Annotated in this window: 12 protein-coding genes; 3 read left to right on the plus strand and 9 right to left on the minus strand. The window is 60.2% G+C overall.

Annotated features, from left to right (window positions below; translation table 11 throughout):
• Nucleotides 1–62: 62 nt before the first annotated feature.
• The 7 genes from phoR to pstS all read right to left on the minus strand — a co-directional run bounded on the left by phoR (nt 63) and on the right by pstS (nt 6,787).
• Nucleotides 63–1,379: a phosphate regulon sensor histidine kinase PhoR gene (gene phoR / locus AC07X6_RS19855; RefSeq protein WP_230540996.1), complete on the minus strand. Its 1,317-nt coding sequence runs from the start codon at nt 1,377–1,379 to the stop codon at nt 63–65.
• 11 nt (nt 1,380–1,390) lie between these two features.
• On the minus strand, nt 1,391–2,080 hold the full coding sequence (locus AC07X6_RS19860; protein WP_034755074.1) for a response regulator: 690 nt from the start codon (nt 2,078–2,080) through the stop codon (nt 1,391–1,393).
• A 5-nt stretch (nt 2,081–2,085) separates the two neighbouring features.
• On the minus strand, nt 2,086–2,796 hold the full coding sequence (phoU, locus tag AC07X6_RS19865; protein WP_076570862.1) for a phosphate signaling complex protein PhoU: 711 nt from the start codon (nt 2,794–2,796) through the stop codon (nt 2,086–2,088).
• 48 nt (nt 2,797–2,844) lie between these two features.
• Nucleotides 2,845–3,627, minus strand: a complete 783-nt coding sequence (gene pstB / locus AC07X6_RS19870; protein ID WP_373631409.1) for a phosphate ABC transporter ATP-binding protein PstB — start codon at nt 3,625–3,627, stop codon at nt 2,845–2,847.
• Nucleotides 3,628–3,665: 38 nt separating this feature from the next.
• On the minus strand, nt 3,666–4,562 hold the full coding sequence (gene pstA, locus AC07X6_RS19875) for a phosphate ABC transporter permease PstA (protein ID WP_230540997.1): 897 nt from the start codon (nt 4,560–4,562) through the stop codon (nt 3,666–3,668).
• Nucleotides 4,559–5,530: a phosphate ABC transporter permease subunit PstC gene (gene pstC / locus AC07X6_RS19880; RefSeq protein WP_230540998.1), complete on the minus strand. Its 972-nt coding sequence runs from the start codon at nt 5,528–5,530 to the stop codon at nt 4,559–4,561. Before pstC ends, pstA begins: the two co-directional genes overlap by 4 nt.
• Nucleotides 5,531–5,737: 207 nt before the next feature.
• Entirely contained in the window at nt 5,738–6,787 is a 1,050-nt protein-coding gene (gene pstS, locus AC07X6_RS19885) for a phosphate ABC transporter substrate-binding protein PstS (protein WP_494792120.1), read from the minus strand.
• 271 nt (nt 6,788–7,058) lie between these two features.
• Between pstS and ppk1 the strand changes: the two genes are divergently transcribed.
• The 3 genes from ppk1 to AC07X6_RS19900 all read left to right on the plus strand — a co-directional run bounded on the left by ppk1 (nt 7,059) and on the right by AC07X6_RS19900 (nt 9,946).
• Nucleotides 7,059–9,152 carry a polyphosphate kinase 1 gene (gene ppk1 / locus AC07X6_RS19890; RefSeq protein WP_494792121.1) on the plus strand — a complete coding sequence of 698 codons (2,094 nt, stop codon included), beginning with the start codon at nt 7,059–7,061 and terminating at the stop codon, nt 9,150–9,152.
• Between the two features lie 25 nt (nt 9,153–9,177).
• On the plus strand, nt 9,178–9,636 hold the full coding sequence (sixA, locus tag AC07X6_RS19895; RefSeq protein WP_230541001.1) for a phosphohistidine phosphatase SixA: 459 nt from the start codon (nt 9,178–9,180) through the stop codon (nt 9,634–9,636).
• 184 nt (nt 9,637–9,820) lie between these two features.
• Nucleotides 9,821–9,946, plus strand: a complete 126-nt coding sequence (locus AC07X6_RS19900; protein WP_254926692.1) for a hypothetical protein — start codon at nt 9,821–9,823, stop codon at nt 9,944–9,946.
• Between the two features lie 96 nt (nt 9,947–10,042).
• Here AC07X6_RS19900 and AC07X6_RS19905 read toward each other — a convergent pair whose 3' ends face one another.
• Nucleotides 10,043–11,164 carry a polyamine ABC transporter substrate-binding protein gene (locus AC07X6_RS19905; protein ID WP_494792122.1) on the minus strand — a complete coding sequence of 374 codons (1,122 nt, stop codon included), beginning with the start codon at nt 11,162–11,164 and terminating at the stop codon, nt 10,043–10,045.
• 168 nt (nt 11,165–11,332) lie between these two features.
• Entirely contained in the window at nt 11,333–13,939 is a 2,607-nt protein-coding gene (gene clpB / locus AC07X6_RS19910) for an ATP-dependent chaperone ClpB (protein WP_070221393.1), read from the minus strand.
• Nucleotides 13,940–14,046 lie beyond the last annotated feature (107 nt).

The raw sequence follows: 14,046 nt of genomic DNA on the forward strand, positions 1-14,046 counted from the left end.
TTGTAACGACTTATGCCAAGCTTGCACCAGTCGCCGGGGAAACAGGGAGCGGCCTCCCCCGCTTACTTGACGAGCAATTCGCCCTGCAGCGGCGTGACGACGGACTTGGGCATGCTGACGATAAAGCTGCTGCCCTTGTCGGCCACGGACTGGATCGCCAACGTCCCGCCGTGGCGCAGCAGCACGTGCTTGACGATGGCCAGGCCCAGGCCCGTGCCCTGGGTTTCGCGCGAACGGCTCTTGTCGACGCGGTAAAAACGTTCCGTCAGGCGCGAAATATGCTCCTGGCTGATGCCGATGCCCGTATCTTGCGCGATAAATTGCGGTCCGGCCGGGCCATCCTGCCAGCGCAAGGTGATGGTGCCGCCGGCCGGGGTGTAGCGCACGGCATTCGAGGCCAGGTTGCCGAACGCGCTATACAGCTCGTCGTAGCTGCCCAGCACGTCGGGGCCGTTGCATTCCATGGTCACTTCATGCTTGCCTGCCGACAAGCCCTTGGCGTCACGCAAGACCTGCTGCATGAGCTTTTTGACATCCACGGGCTCGGGACGCAGCGGATAATCGACCGATTCCAGGCGTGACAGGGTCAGCATGTCCTCGATCAGATGCTGCATGCGGTGGCCCTGCTCCGTCATCAGCTTGAGGTGGGCGGCGCGCGTGGCGGCGTCCAGGTCCAGTTCGGCGGAAGCGATTTCCAGGAAGCCCACGATGACCGTCAGCGGCGTGCGCAGTTCGTGCGAGGCATTGGCGATGAAGTCGCGGCGCATCATTTCGATGCGTTCCGTCTCCGTCACATCGTGCGTGACGAGAATCTGGCGGCGGTTTTCAAACGGAATGATTTGCACGATCAGCTTGCGGTTGCGGAAGGTGATCGTCAGCGGCTGGTCGTAGCGGCCCAGGATGATGTAATCCATGAACTCGGGGCTGCGGATCAGGTTGGTCACGCGCATGCCCTTGTCGCGCTCGTGCGTGAGGCCCAGGTGTTTCTCGGCGGCAGGATTACACCATTCGAGGAAGAGCACGTCGTCCATGATGACGACGCCGTCCGGCAACAGGTGCATGGCCTGGCGGAAACGCGCCAGCCATTCCGTCAGCTCGGCCTGGTTTTTCTCGTCGTCGCGGCGCATGCGGTACAAACGCGCAAAGATGCTGGTCCAGGCGCCCCAGCCGTCGGGCAGCCTGGCGCTTTGCGGATTATCCAGCCAATTGCTCAGCTGGAACAGATACGACAGCTGCACGAACACCATCATGGCCATCAGCACGAAGGCGATGCCCAGCGCATACGTGGCGCCGAACAGATACCAGACGACGGCCACGCCCAGCAGCGCCAGCACCATGCGCAAGGCGGCCGGTACCCAGAACAGCAATTTCGGATTCATAGAGGCAAGCTTTACTTTTCAGACAACATGTAGCCGACGCTGCGCACCGTCTTGATCAGGCTTTCCGCCTCTTTCAAGGCTTTGCGCAAGCGCAATACGTGGACATCGACCGTGCGTTCCTCGATCACCACATGGTCGCCCCACACCTTGTCGAGCAGCTGGCTGCGCGAAAACACGCGTTCCGGATGGGCCAGCAGGAATTTCAGCAGCTTGTATTCGGCATGGCCGATATCGATCTTCTGTTCATCCATCATGACGGTGCAGCTGACGGGGTCCAGGGCCACGTTGCCGGCGCGCATGGGCGCCTGCGCATGTTCCGGACTCTTGCGTCGCAGCAAGGCTTTGGCACGCGCCAGCAGCTCGCGCGGCGAGAACGGCTTGGTGACGTAATCGTCGGCCCCGCTGTTCAGGCCGGCCAGCTTGTCTTCTTCCATGCTCTTGGCGGTGAGCATGATGACGGGGATGGCGGCGAAATTGCGGTCGGCGCGGATGCGCGAGAGCAGGCGCAAGCCCGTCTGGTCCGGCAACATCCAGTCCAGCAGGATCAGATGCGGCGTGCGGTGCTGGATGAATTCCCAGGCATCGGCGACGTTTTGTACGGAACAGCAATTCCAGCCGGATTCGCGCAGCGAATAGGTCACCAGTTCAACGATGGCCGGCTCATCTTCAACAATCAATACCGTGGTTTTATCAGATGCCATAAAGCTTACTCAGGGAGCTCCTCGGAAATGGCGGGAGCAGCCACCTTGGTGTGGCGGATGTCCTTGCCTTCAACCACGTAAATCACGTATTCGGCGATGTTTTTCGCATGGTCGCCGATCCGTTCGATGGCCTTGGCCACCCACAGGGTATCGAGCGCCGCCGAAATCGTGCGCGGGTCTTCCATCATAAAGGTAATCAAGTTGCGCATGATAGACCGAAACTCATGGTCGATGATGGCATCTTGTGCAATTAATTGTAAGGCCAGCTTGCCATCGTTGCGGGCGAAGGCGTCGAGCGCGTCGTGCAGCATGTCGGTGGCCGTGTTGGCGATGCCGCGCACCATCTCGTAATGGTTGACGACGCCGTTACCGCGCTTGTGCAGGTTCTTCGCCACGCGGGCGATTTTCGTCGCCTCGTCGCCTACGCGTTCGAGGTCGGTAATCACCTTGATGGTGGCCATGATGGTGCGCAAATCGTTGGCGGCCGGCTGGCGGCGCACGATCAGATGGCTGCAGGCGTCGTCGAGCGACACTTCCAGCTGGTTGACGACGTCGTCTTCGCGCATCACGCGGTCGGCACGCTCGGCATTGCCGATGCGAAAGCACGTCATCGCGTCGAGGAACTGGGTTTCAACGATGCCGCCCATCAGGAGCACTTTCGAGCGGATCGCTTCGAGTTCGTTATCGTATTGCTTGGATGAATGTTCGCCTAACATGCTGTCTCTCCGTATTCAGTTGTCTTGTATATCGTTATTCTGTTCGGATCAGCCGAAGCGGCCCGTGATGTAATCCTGCGTTTCCTTACGGGCCGGATTCATGAAAATCTGGTCCGTTTCGCCGAATTCCACCAGTTCGCCCAGATACATATACGCCGTGTAGTCGGAGCAGCGCGCCGCCTGCTGCATATTGTGCGTCACGATGGCGATCGTGTAATCCTGTTTCAGTTCGCTGATCAGCTCTTCCACCTTCGACGTCGAGATCGGGTCCAGCGCCGAGGTCGGCTCATCGAGCAGCAAGACGTCCGGCTTCACGGCCACGCCGCGCGCGATGCACAGGCGCTGCTGCTGGCCGCCCGACAGCGACAGGCCGCTCTTGGTCAGCTTGTCCTTGACTTCGCCCCACAGCGCCGCCTTTTTCAGGGCCCACTCGACGCGCTCATCCATCTCGCCCTTCGACAGGTCTTCATACAGGCGCACGCCGAAGGCGATGTTGTCGTAGACGGACATGGGGAACGGCGTCGGCTTCTGGAACACCATGCCGACCTTGGCGCGCAGCATGTTGACGTCCTGGTCGGCGTCGAGCACGTTGCGGCCGCGATACAGGATGGAACCTTCCGCGCGCTGGCCCGGATACAGGTCGTACATGCGGTTCAGGGTGCGCAGCAGGGTTGATTTTCCGCAACCGGACGGGCCGATGAAGGCGGTAACCTTCTTCTCGTGGATGTCCAGGTTGACGTTATGCAAGCTTTGCGTTTTGCCGTAAAAAAAGTTCAGGCCCGAAATCTCGATGGTTTTTTTCTTTGGTGCCAGGTCTTGGGCTGGATTCATTTGCGTATTCATATGGGTTCGCTTCGCTCGGTATCTGTTTAATGTGGGACTTTTTGGCTGAACACGGTACGCGACAGGATATTCAAGGCCAGCACGCTGAAGGTGATCAGCAGTGCGCCGCCCCAGGCCAGCGAGCGCCAGTTGTCGTACGGGCTCATCGCAAACGATGCGATGACGGACGGCAAGTTGGCCATCGGCGCATTCATGTTGAAGCTTTGGAACTGGTTATTCAGGGCCGTGAACAGCAGCGGTGCCGTTTCGCCGGCGATGCGGGCCAGGGCCAGCAATACGCCGGTGATGACGCCCGCCTTGACGGCGCGCAAGCGCACGAGTGTCGCCACCTTCCAGCGCGGCGCACCGAGGGCAAATGCGGCTTCCAGCAGGCTGTTCGGCACCAGGCGCAGCATATTGTCCGTTGTGCGCACCACCACGGGCACGGCGATCAGCGACAGGGCGATGGCGCCCGCATAACCGGAGAAATGTTTGACGTGCGCCACGTACAGCGCATACACGAACAGGCCGATGACGATGGATGGGGCCGACAGCATGATGTCGGTCACGAAGCGCGTCACTTGCGCCAGCTTGTTTTCTTCGCCGTATTCGGCCAGGTAGATGCCCGCCAGAATGCCGATCGGCGTGCTGACGACCGTCGCCAGGCCCACCATCAGGGCGCTGCCGACGATGGCATTGATCAGGCCGCCGCCTTCGCTGCCGGGGGCCGGCGTCGTTTGCGTGAACAGGTCGACGGACAAGGCGCCGAAACCCTTGATCACCAGGGTGAACAGGATCCACACGAGCACGGCCAGGCCCAGGGCCATGGCCGCCACCGACAGGGCGATGCCGATGCGGTGCATCAGCAGGCGCTTGCGGTAGACGGGGTTCATGGCCGGCTTGGCCGGAGCGTCGTGGGTACTAACTTGGCTGAGCTGGCTCATTTCGTGCCTTCCTTGCGGGACATGCCAGCCAGCATCAGCTTGGCGGCGGATAAGACGATAAAGGTGATGACAAACAGGATCAGGGCCAGCGAGAACAGCGACGCCACGTGCAGTTCGGATTGCGCTTCGCCGAATTCGTTCGCCAGCAGCGAGGTGATGCTGTTACCGGCGGCAAACAGCGACCACGACAGTTTGTTCGCGTTGCCGATGACGAAGGTCACGGCCATGGTCTCGCCCAGTGCGCGGCCCAGGCCCAGCATGACGCCGCCGACGACGCCGGTCTTGGTGTACGGCAAGACAATCTTGCGCACCACTTCCCAGCGCGTGCAGCCGAGGCCGTATGCGGATTCCTTCAGCACGGCAGGGACGATTTCGAACACGTCGCGCATCACGGAAGCGATGAAGGGGATGATCATGATGGCCAGCACCAGGCCGGCCGTCAGCAAGCCGATGCCCATCATGGGGCCGCTGAACAGCTGGCCGATGACGGGCACGTTGCCCAGCGTGGCTTTCAGGATAGGCTGGACGTGGTCGGCAAACAGGGGGGCAAACACGAACAGGCCCCAGATGCCGTAGATGATCGATGGCACGCCAGCCAGCAGCTCGACAGCCGTGCCCAGCGGGCGGCGCAGCCAGGCCGGGCAGATTTCCGTGAGGAACAGGGCGATGCCGAAGCTGACGGGAAAGGCGATCAGCAAGGCGATGACGGAGGTCACCAGGGTGCCGATGATGGGAATCAGGGCGCCGTACTGGTCATTGACGGGGTCCCACTCGGCCGAGACGATGAAATGCAGGCCGAAGGTCTTGAAGGCCGGTATCGATTCCATGATCAGCGAAATGATGATGCCGACCAGGACGATCAGCACCGACAGGGCGAACAGCATCGTCACCTTGTGGAACATGAAATCCTGGATGCGCTGCTTGCGCATGGTGGAAAGCATTTGCGCGTGACTGATGGAATCGGTCATGGTGCCGCCTGGCATGGGGATCGTGGAGGAGGTAGATTGTGCGCTCATAATGTGCCATGTGGGTGGTACTGCAGGTACTGCTATTTTTATTTTGCTCTTTTAGCCGGGAACGCCTGCAAGGGCTTGCGGGCGGTCCTGGCTAACTCCCTGCCCCGCCGTGCTGCTGGCGGGGGCAAGGATGGATATTGCTGTATTCAGACTATCGGATTAGTAAATTGCTTTGCCCGATGCATCTTTCAAATTGGCTTTCCACGATTCCTGCACCAGTTTCACGACCGATGCCGGCATCGGCACGTAGTCCAGTTCGACGGCAGCAGGGCCGCCGTTCTTGTAGGCCCAGTCGAAGAATTTCAGGACTTCTTTTGCCTTGGCTGCGTCAGCCTGGACTTTGTGCATCAGGATGAACGACACGCCCGTGATCGGCCAGCTGTTCTTGCCAGCCTGGTCGGTCAGGACCACGCCGAAGCCTGGGGTTTGCGTCCAGGGTGCCGAAGCGGCGGCTGCCTTGAAGTTTTCGTCGTCAGGCTGCAGGAAGTTGCCGTCCTTGTTTTGCAGCTGGGTGTGCGACATCTTGTTTTTCTTGGCGTAAGCCCACTCGACGTAGCCGATCGAACCCTTGATACGCTGTACGTTGGCGGCGACGCCTTCGTTACCCTTGCCGCCCACGCCGACAGCCCATTTCACGGCCGAGCCAGCGCCGATTTTCGATTTGAATTCCGGGTTGGTTTTCGACAGGAAGTCGGTGAACAGGAAGGACGTGCCCGAACCGTCGGCGCGGTGCACCACGGTGATTTCCGTGTCCGGCAGCTTGACGCCACTGTTCAGTGCGGCGATCTCGGGAGCGCTCCACTTGGTGATCTTGCCCAGGTAGATGTCGCCAACGACCTTGCCCGTCATTTTCAGCTGGCCTGGGGTCACGCCGTCCAGGTTGACGATGGTGACCACGCCGCCCATGATGGCCGGGAACTGCATCAGGCCCGCTTCTTCCAGCTCTTCCGCCTTCAAAGGCATGTCCGAAGCGCCGAATTCAACAGTCTTGGCCTTGATTTGCTTGATGCCGGCGCCGGAACCGACGGACTGGTAGTTCAGGCCGTTGCCCGTGTTGGCTTTGTACGTCTCAGCCCATTTGGCGTAGATCGGGTACGGGAAGGTTGCACCAGCACCTGTCATATCTGCCGCCATGACGGAAGCGGAAGAAAATGCCATCGCTGCCGAAGCACCCACGACGATAAATTTGAACATTTGCTTCATTTGCATATCAAGTCCTCAGGGTTGTTAGGGCTCAAAGTCCCGGTTGAATGCTGCGCAGTCTAGCAAGCGAATATGACAGCTTTATGACATGGGTAAAAAATCCTGAAATAATTGGCTACGCCCCGGGAATCGCCCTTTTTGGCGCGAAAAATGACAGGACGGGCGACGCTTTATGACAGCTTATGTCACGCTTACGTCATATTTCATGATTACACTCACAACGCGTCATACATGATGAAATACGGCTAGAATTAACTATCTGCAAAGACAAAAGAATATGAAACCTGAACTGCACACGGAAGTGACCAAATCGGGCATCCTGCTTGACCGCGAGCTGTCGCAACTGACTTTCAACCGGCGCGTGATGGCCCAGGCGGAAGACCCGAACATTCCGCTGCTCGAGCGCCTGCGCTACCTGTGCATCGTCAGCAGTAACATGGATGAGTTCTTCGAGGTGCGCGTGGCCAGCCTGCTGGCGGCCGGCAGCATCGGCGGTTCGCTGGCCGGCCACCCTGCCCTGGCGGCCAACCTGGAGCGCATCGGCAAGGAATGCCATGCACTGGTGGAACGCCAGTACGAGATATTAAATAGCGAAGTCTTGCCGGCCCTGCGTGAAGCGGGCGTGCATTTGCTGCGCGACAGCGACCGCAACGAGGCGCAGCGCGCCTGGGTCAAGCAGTATTTCGACCGCGAAGTGCGCCCACTGCTGACCCCGATCGGCCTCGACCCGGCCCATCCGTTCCCACAGGTAGTCAACAAGAGTCTCAATTTCATCGTTTCGCTGAGCGGCAAGGATGCGTTCGGCCGCGGCACGGCCATCGCCATCGTCAAGGCGCCCCGCGTCTTGCCGCGTGTCATCAAGTTGCCGGACGACATATCGGGCGACGGCGTGTCCTTCTGTTTATTGTCGTCCGTGATCCATGCGCATATCTCGGACCTGTTCGCCGGACGCGAGGTGATTGCCTATTCGCAATTCCGCGTCACGCGCGACAGCGACCTGTGGGTCGATGAAGACGAAGTCAAGAATCTGCGCCAGGCGTTAAAAGGCGAACTCGTGGGGCGCCAGTTCGGCACCTCCGTGCGCCTGGAAGTGGCGCGCAATTGCCCACCAGAATTGTCGCAATTCCTGCTCGACCAGTTTAATCTGGATCAAAGCCGGCTCTACCGCGTCAACGGCCCCGTCAACCTGGTGCGCCTGTCGGAGATGATCGACCACGTCAAGCAGCCCGAGCTGCGCTTCCCGCCGTTCTTCCCCGGCCTGGCCCATAAAGCCATCGGCAACGACATCTTTGCCGCGCTGACCAAGCACGACATCCTGCTGCACCACCCGTATCAATCGTTCCAGACGGTCATCGACTTCATCCGCAGCGCCGCCTACGATCCGTCCGTCGTGGCCATCAAGCAGACGATCTACCGCACCGGCATGAACTCCGACCTGATGGAATCCTTGATCACGGCGGCGAAGATGGGCAAGGAAGTGACGGTCATCGTGGAATTGATGGCGCGTTTCGACGAAGAAGCCAATATCAACTGGGCCGACAAGCTGGAACAGGCGGGCGCGCAAGTCGTGTACGGCGTGGTGGGGCTGAAAACCCATGCCAAGGTGGCGCTCGTCATCCGCCGCGAAGAAGGCGCGCTGCGCTTCTACGCCCACTTGGGCACCGGCAACTACCACCCCACGACCACCAAGCTGTACACGGATTTCGGCTTGCTGACGGCCAACCAGGACCTGGCCGTGGAAGTCAATGAGGTGTTCATTCATCTCACCAGCCTGACCAAGCCGCACAACCTGAACCATTTGTGGCTGGCGCCGTTCGGCCTGCAAAGCGAGATCATCAAGGCGATCCGCAACGAGGCGAAGATCGCCCGTTCCGGCCGGCGCGGACGCATCATCGTGAAAGTCAATGCGCTGGTCGATGAATCCGTGATCCGCGCCCTGTATGCGGCCTCGACCGATGGCGTGAAGATCGACCTGATCGTGCGCGGCGCCTGCACCCTGAAGCCGGGCGTGCCTGGCCTGTCGGAAAACATCAAGGTGCGCTCCGTGATCGGGCGTTTCCTCGAACACAGCCGTATTTACTACTTCCGCAATGATCTGGCGCACGATGTCTACCTGGCCAGCGCCGACTGGATGAGCCGCAACCTTTTCCGCAGGGTGGAAGTGGCCTTCCCCGTGCTGGACCGGGCGCTGAAGCGGCGCGTGATCGCCGAGGGCCTGAATCCGTATTTGAAGGATAATACGAATGCATGGGAACTGGAGCCGACGGGCCATTACGCGCGCCGCAAGCCGCGCGGCAAGCAAATGCCGTTCAGCGCCCAGCAATACCTGATGCACACACTGGGCACGCCGGGCGCGGAGGTCGGCGAATAGGCAATTCTACACAGAGGAGTACAACATGGATCTCATCTTGTGGCGGCACGCAGAAGCGGAGCCGGGCGTCCCCGACCTGGAACGCGCCCTGACCGTCAAAGGGCAGAAACAGGCGCGCCGCATGGGCGAATGGCTGGCCTCGCAACTACCGGAAAATTGCCGTATCCTCGTCAGCCCCGCCCTGCGCACCCTGCAAACGGCCGAAGCGCTGGGCCGCAAGTTCAAGCTGATGCCGGAACTGGCACCGGGCGCCGAGGCGGAAGACATCCTCAAGGCGGCGAACTGGCCCGGAGGCAAGGAAAGCGTGCTCATCGTCGGCCACCAGCCCACCCTGGGCCAGGCGGCCGCCCTGCTGCTGACGGGTGAAGAGCAGGAATGGGAAATGCGCAAGGCCAGCGCGTGGTGGTTTTCGCAGCGCGAACCGGGCGACCCCATCAGCGTCTATTTGAAGGCCGTGATGGCGCATGACCTAGTGGTGAAATAAGGGAGCTGAAGCAGAAAATGCGCAAAAAGTGCGCTGGGACAAATGCTAGTAAGAATTACAACTCGGCAGCCTTGCAAAGCGCTGCCGATCTGCTAGAGTTTAATTGCATCAACTACGTGTTGGAGCGCTGCTCTGGCACATTGAGCAACCCAGCGGACAGCCGTCCAACGGCGGCTGAAAGACCATGTTAACCTTCCTCGTTTTTCTCTTCATCGCCATCTTCGCCGCCATCATCGGCTTCGTCGCCTTTGAACTGATCGAAGAAATGCGCGGCAGTCATCACAAGCTGATGGACCGCTACCACGAGTAGTGTTCACCTCGGCAATATCGCATGGCGCCAGCGACGGCCTACAGGCCCGTCCCTCGCGCCATCCTTGTTTTTACGCTCCCGTCTTACGCTCCCGTATTACACTCCCGTCTTGAACTTCGTATAAATGCGCGTCATCAGGCGGCGGATATCGGCCGTGGTCGCTTCTGGCGCGGCCATGCGCTGCTTGTCGGCGTCGGACAGGAAGATGGCCTTGTTTTCACCGATGTCCTTGCGCACATATTTGATGCTGGCCGGATTCGGATTCGCATAGAACACCTTGTTGCTCAGGCTGGCATGCACTTGCGGACGCAAAATGTAATTGATGAACAGGTGCGCATTGTTCGGGTGCGGCGCGTCGGCGGGAATGGCCATGGTGTCGAACATCAGGGCGGCCGTCTTCGGCACCAGCACCTGAATCACATTGCCATTCTTCGCGTCGATGGCGCGCTGGCGCGCGATATTGATGTCGCCCGACCAGCCCAGCGCCACGCAGACGGAGCCGTTGGCCATGTCGTTGATGTAGCCTGACGAGCTGAACAGGGTCACGTAGGGGCGGATCGCCTGCAGCACCTTGCCCGCTTCCTGGTAATCGGCAGCCGTTTTCGAGTACGCGGGCTTGCCCAGGTATTGCAGGGCGGCCGGCAGCACTTCCGACGGCGAGTCGAGGAAGGACACGCCGCACGATTTCAGCTTCGCCGCGTATTTCGGGTCGAAGATCAAATCCCAGGCGTTGTCGGGCATGGGCATGCCGCCCAGCGCGGCCTTGACCTTGTTGACGTTGATGCCCACCGTCGTGTAGCCCCACAGCCAGTCGACCAGGTAATCGTTGTTCGGGTCGATCTTCGACAATTTCGCCTGCAGGTTCGGGTCCAGGTTGCCCAGGTTCGTCAGCTTGCTCTTGTCGAGCTTGCGCAACAGGCCCGCATCGATCTGCAGGCGCGCCCACTGGGCCGTCGGCACGACGATGTCGTAGCCGGACTTGCCCGCCACCAGTTTCGCGTTGAGGATTTCGTTATTGTCGAAAACATCGTAGCGCACCTTGATGCCCGTTTCCTTCTCAAAATTCTTGATCGTATCGTCGCCGATATAGTCCGACCAGTTATAGATGTTCAGGACCTTCTCTTCCTGGGCCTGAGCTTGGGCCGACAATGCCAGCATGGCCGCCGCCAAGGCCAGTCCCACTCCAATGCGCCGCCCTGCTTGCCATGTGTTTGCCATCGTACCGCCTCCGAAAATTAGTCAGAAAATAGTGACGATGATAGCAAGAAGGGCGGCATCAGGTCTAGCCTGATACCGCCCTGCTTATTACTGCTAAATCAACCCCCACCGCAAACACCGGGGTGGGACCCTGAGGGTCCCACCCCAGCCTTTCGCCTTTGGGGTAAATTACACCTTGTCCAGCCCCACTTGCGCACCCGTAAACACCAGGTTGCCGTTCTGGGCGTCGATGCGGATCTCGTCTTTCGGGCCGAAGCGGCCTTCGAGGATCAGCTTCGACAGCGGATTTTCGATCTGCTGCTGGATTGCCCGTTTCAACGGACGTGCCCCATATACCGGGTCGTAGCCCGCCTCGGCGATTTGCTGCAGCGCAGCGTCCGTCAGGCTCAGCTGCATGTCCATGCGCGCCAGGCGTTCTTCGAGGATCTTCAGCTGGATCTTCGCGATCGCGCCGATATTCTTCTCGTCGAGGCCGTGGAACACGACGATTTCGTCGATGCGGTTGACGAATTCGGGACGGAAGTGCGAGCGTACCTCGGCCATCACGGCCAGCTTCACGACACCGGGATCATCGCTTTCCATGGCCTGGATCTTGTGCGAACCCAGGTTCGAGGTCATGATGATGACGGTATTCTTGAAGTCCACCGTGCGGCCCTGGCCGTCCGTCATGCGCCCATCGTCGAGCACTTGCAGCAGCACGTTGAAGACGTCGGCATGCGCCTTTTCCACTTCGTCGAGCAGGATCACGCTGTACGGCTTGCGGCGCACGGCTTCCGTCAGGTAGCCGCCCTCGTCGTAACCGACATAGCCTGGCGGCGCGCCGATCAGGCGGGCCACGGAATGTTTCTCCATGAACTCGCTCATGTCGATGCGGATCATCGATTCTTCCGTATCGAACAGGAAGGTCGCCAGCGCCTTGCTCAGCTCGGTCTTGCCGACGCCCGTCGGTCCCAGGAACATGAAGGAACCATATGGACGGTTAGGATCGGAGAGGCCCGCGCGCGAGCGGCGGATGGCGTCTGCCACGGCCGTGATCGCTTCATCCTGGCCCACGACGCGCTCATGCAGCTTCTCTTCGATGTGCAGCAGCTTGTCGCGTTCGCCCTGCATCATGCGCGACACGGGAATGCCCGTCGCGCGCGACACCACTTCGGCGATTTCCTCGGCGCCCACTTCCGTGCGCAGCAGTTTCGGCTGGTCAGGATCGAGTTTCGGGATGCCGCTGTCGGCTTGCTTGAGCTGGGCTTCCAGCTGCGGCAGCTTGCCGTATTGCAATTCCGACACTTTCTGCCAGTTGCTCTCGCGCGTGGCCTGCTCCATCTGCAGCTTGACTTGCTCGATCTCTTCCTTGATGTGCGTGCTGCCCTGCACCACGGCTTTTTCCGCCTTCAGGATTTCCTCGAAGTCATTGTATTCGCGCTGCAGCTTGACGATCTCTTCCTCGATCAGGCCCAGGCGGCGCAGCGATGCTTCGTCTTTTTCCTTCTTGACGGCTTCGCGTTCGATCTTGAGCTGGATCAAACGGCGTTCCAGCTTGTCCATCACTTCCGGCTTGGAATCGATCTCGATCTTGATCTTCGCCGCCGCCTCGTCGATCAGGTCGATCGCCTTGTCGGGCAGGAAGCGGTCCGTGATGTAGCGGTGCGACAATTCCGCTGCGGCGATGATGGCCGCGTCCGTGATTTCCACCTTGTGGTGCAGCGCATATTTATCCTGCAAGCCGCGCAGGATGGCGATCGTCGCTTCCACGGTCGGTTCGTCGACGAGCACTTTCTGGAAGCGGCGTTCCAGCGCGGCATCCTTCTCGATGTACTTGCGGTACTCGTCGAGCGTGGTGGCGCCCACGCAGTGCAGTTCGCCCCGCGCCAGGGCCGGTTTCAGCATATTGCCGGCATCCATCGCGCCGTCGGCCTTGCCCGCGCCCACCATGGTGTGCATCTCGTCGATGAAGACGATGGTTTGCCCTTCATCCATGGCCAGTTCCTTCAGCACGGACTTCAGGCGCTCCTCGAACTCGCCGCGGAACTTGGCACCGGCAACCAGGGCGGCCATGTCCAGCGCCAGCACGCGCTTGCCTTTCAGCGACTCGGGCACTTCGCCGTTGACGATGCGCTGCGCCAGGCCTTCGACGATGGCCGTCTTGCCCACGCCCGGTTCGCCGATCAGCACGGGATTGTTCTTGCTGCGGCGCTGCAGGATCTGGATGGTGCGGCGGATTTCATCGTCGCGGCCGATGACAGGGTCGAGCTTGCCCTTGCGCGCCCGCTCCGTCAGGTCCAGGGTGTATTTTTTCAAGGCTTCGCGCTGGCCTTCGGCCTCTTGCGAATCGACCTTGTTGCCGCCACGCACGGCGTCGATGGCCGCTTCCAGCGCCTTGCGGGTCAGGCCGTTTTCGCGCGCCAGCTTGCCGCAGTCGGACTTGTCGTCCGTCATGGCCAGCAAGACCATTTCGCTGGACACGAACTGGTCGCCCGCCTTTTGCGATTCCTTGTCGGCCAGGTTCAGCAGGGCCACGAATTCGCGGCTGACCTGCACATCGCCGCCCGTGCCCGATACCTTCGGCAGGCGTTCGATCGAGGCGCCCAGGGCCTTCGACAGGCCGCCCACGTTGACGCCGGCCCGCTGCAACAGCGAACGGGCGCCGCCGTCGTCCTGGTTCAACAGGGCAGTCAGCAGGTGGACTGGTTCGATATAGGGATTGTCGTTGCCCACGGCCAAGCTTTGCGCATCGGCCAGGGCTTCCTGTAATTTGGTAGTGAGTTTGTCTTGTCGCATGAAAAGCGCTCCCGGTTAATTAGTTGTTAACCAAATTGGGGTGAGGCAGTACTTTTCAAGCATACACAAAGCAGAAAACTGATGCATTTTGGCAAATGCTACGGTGC

Source organism: Janthinobacterium sp. GW460-12-1-14-LB5 (genome assembly GCF_059423585.1).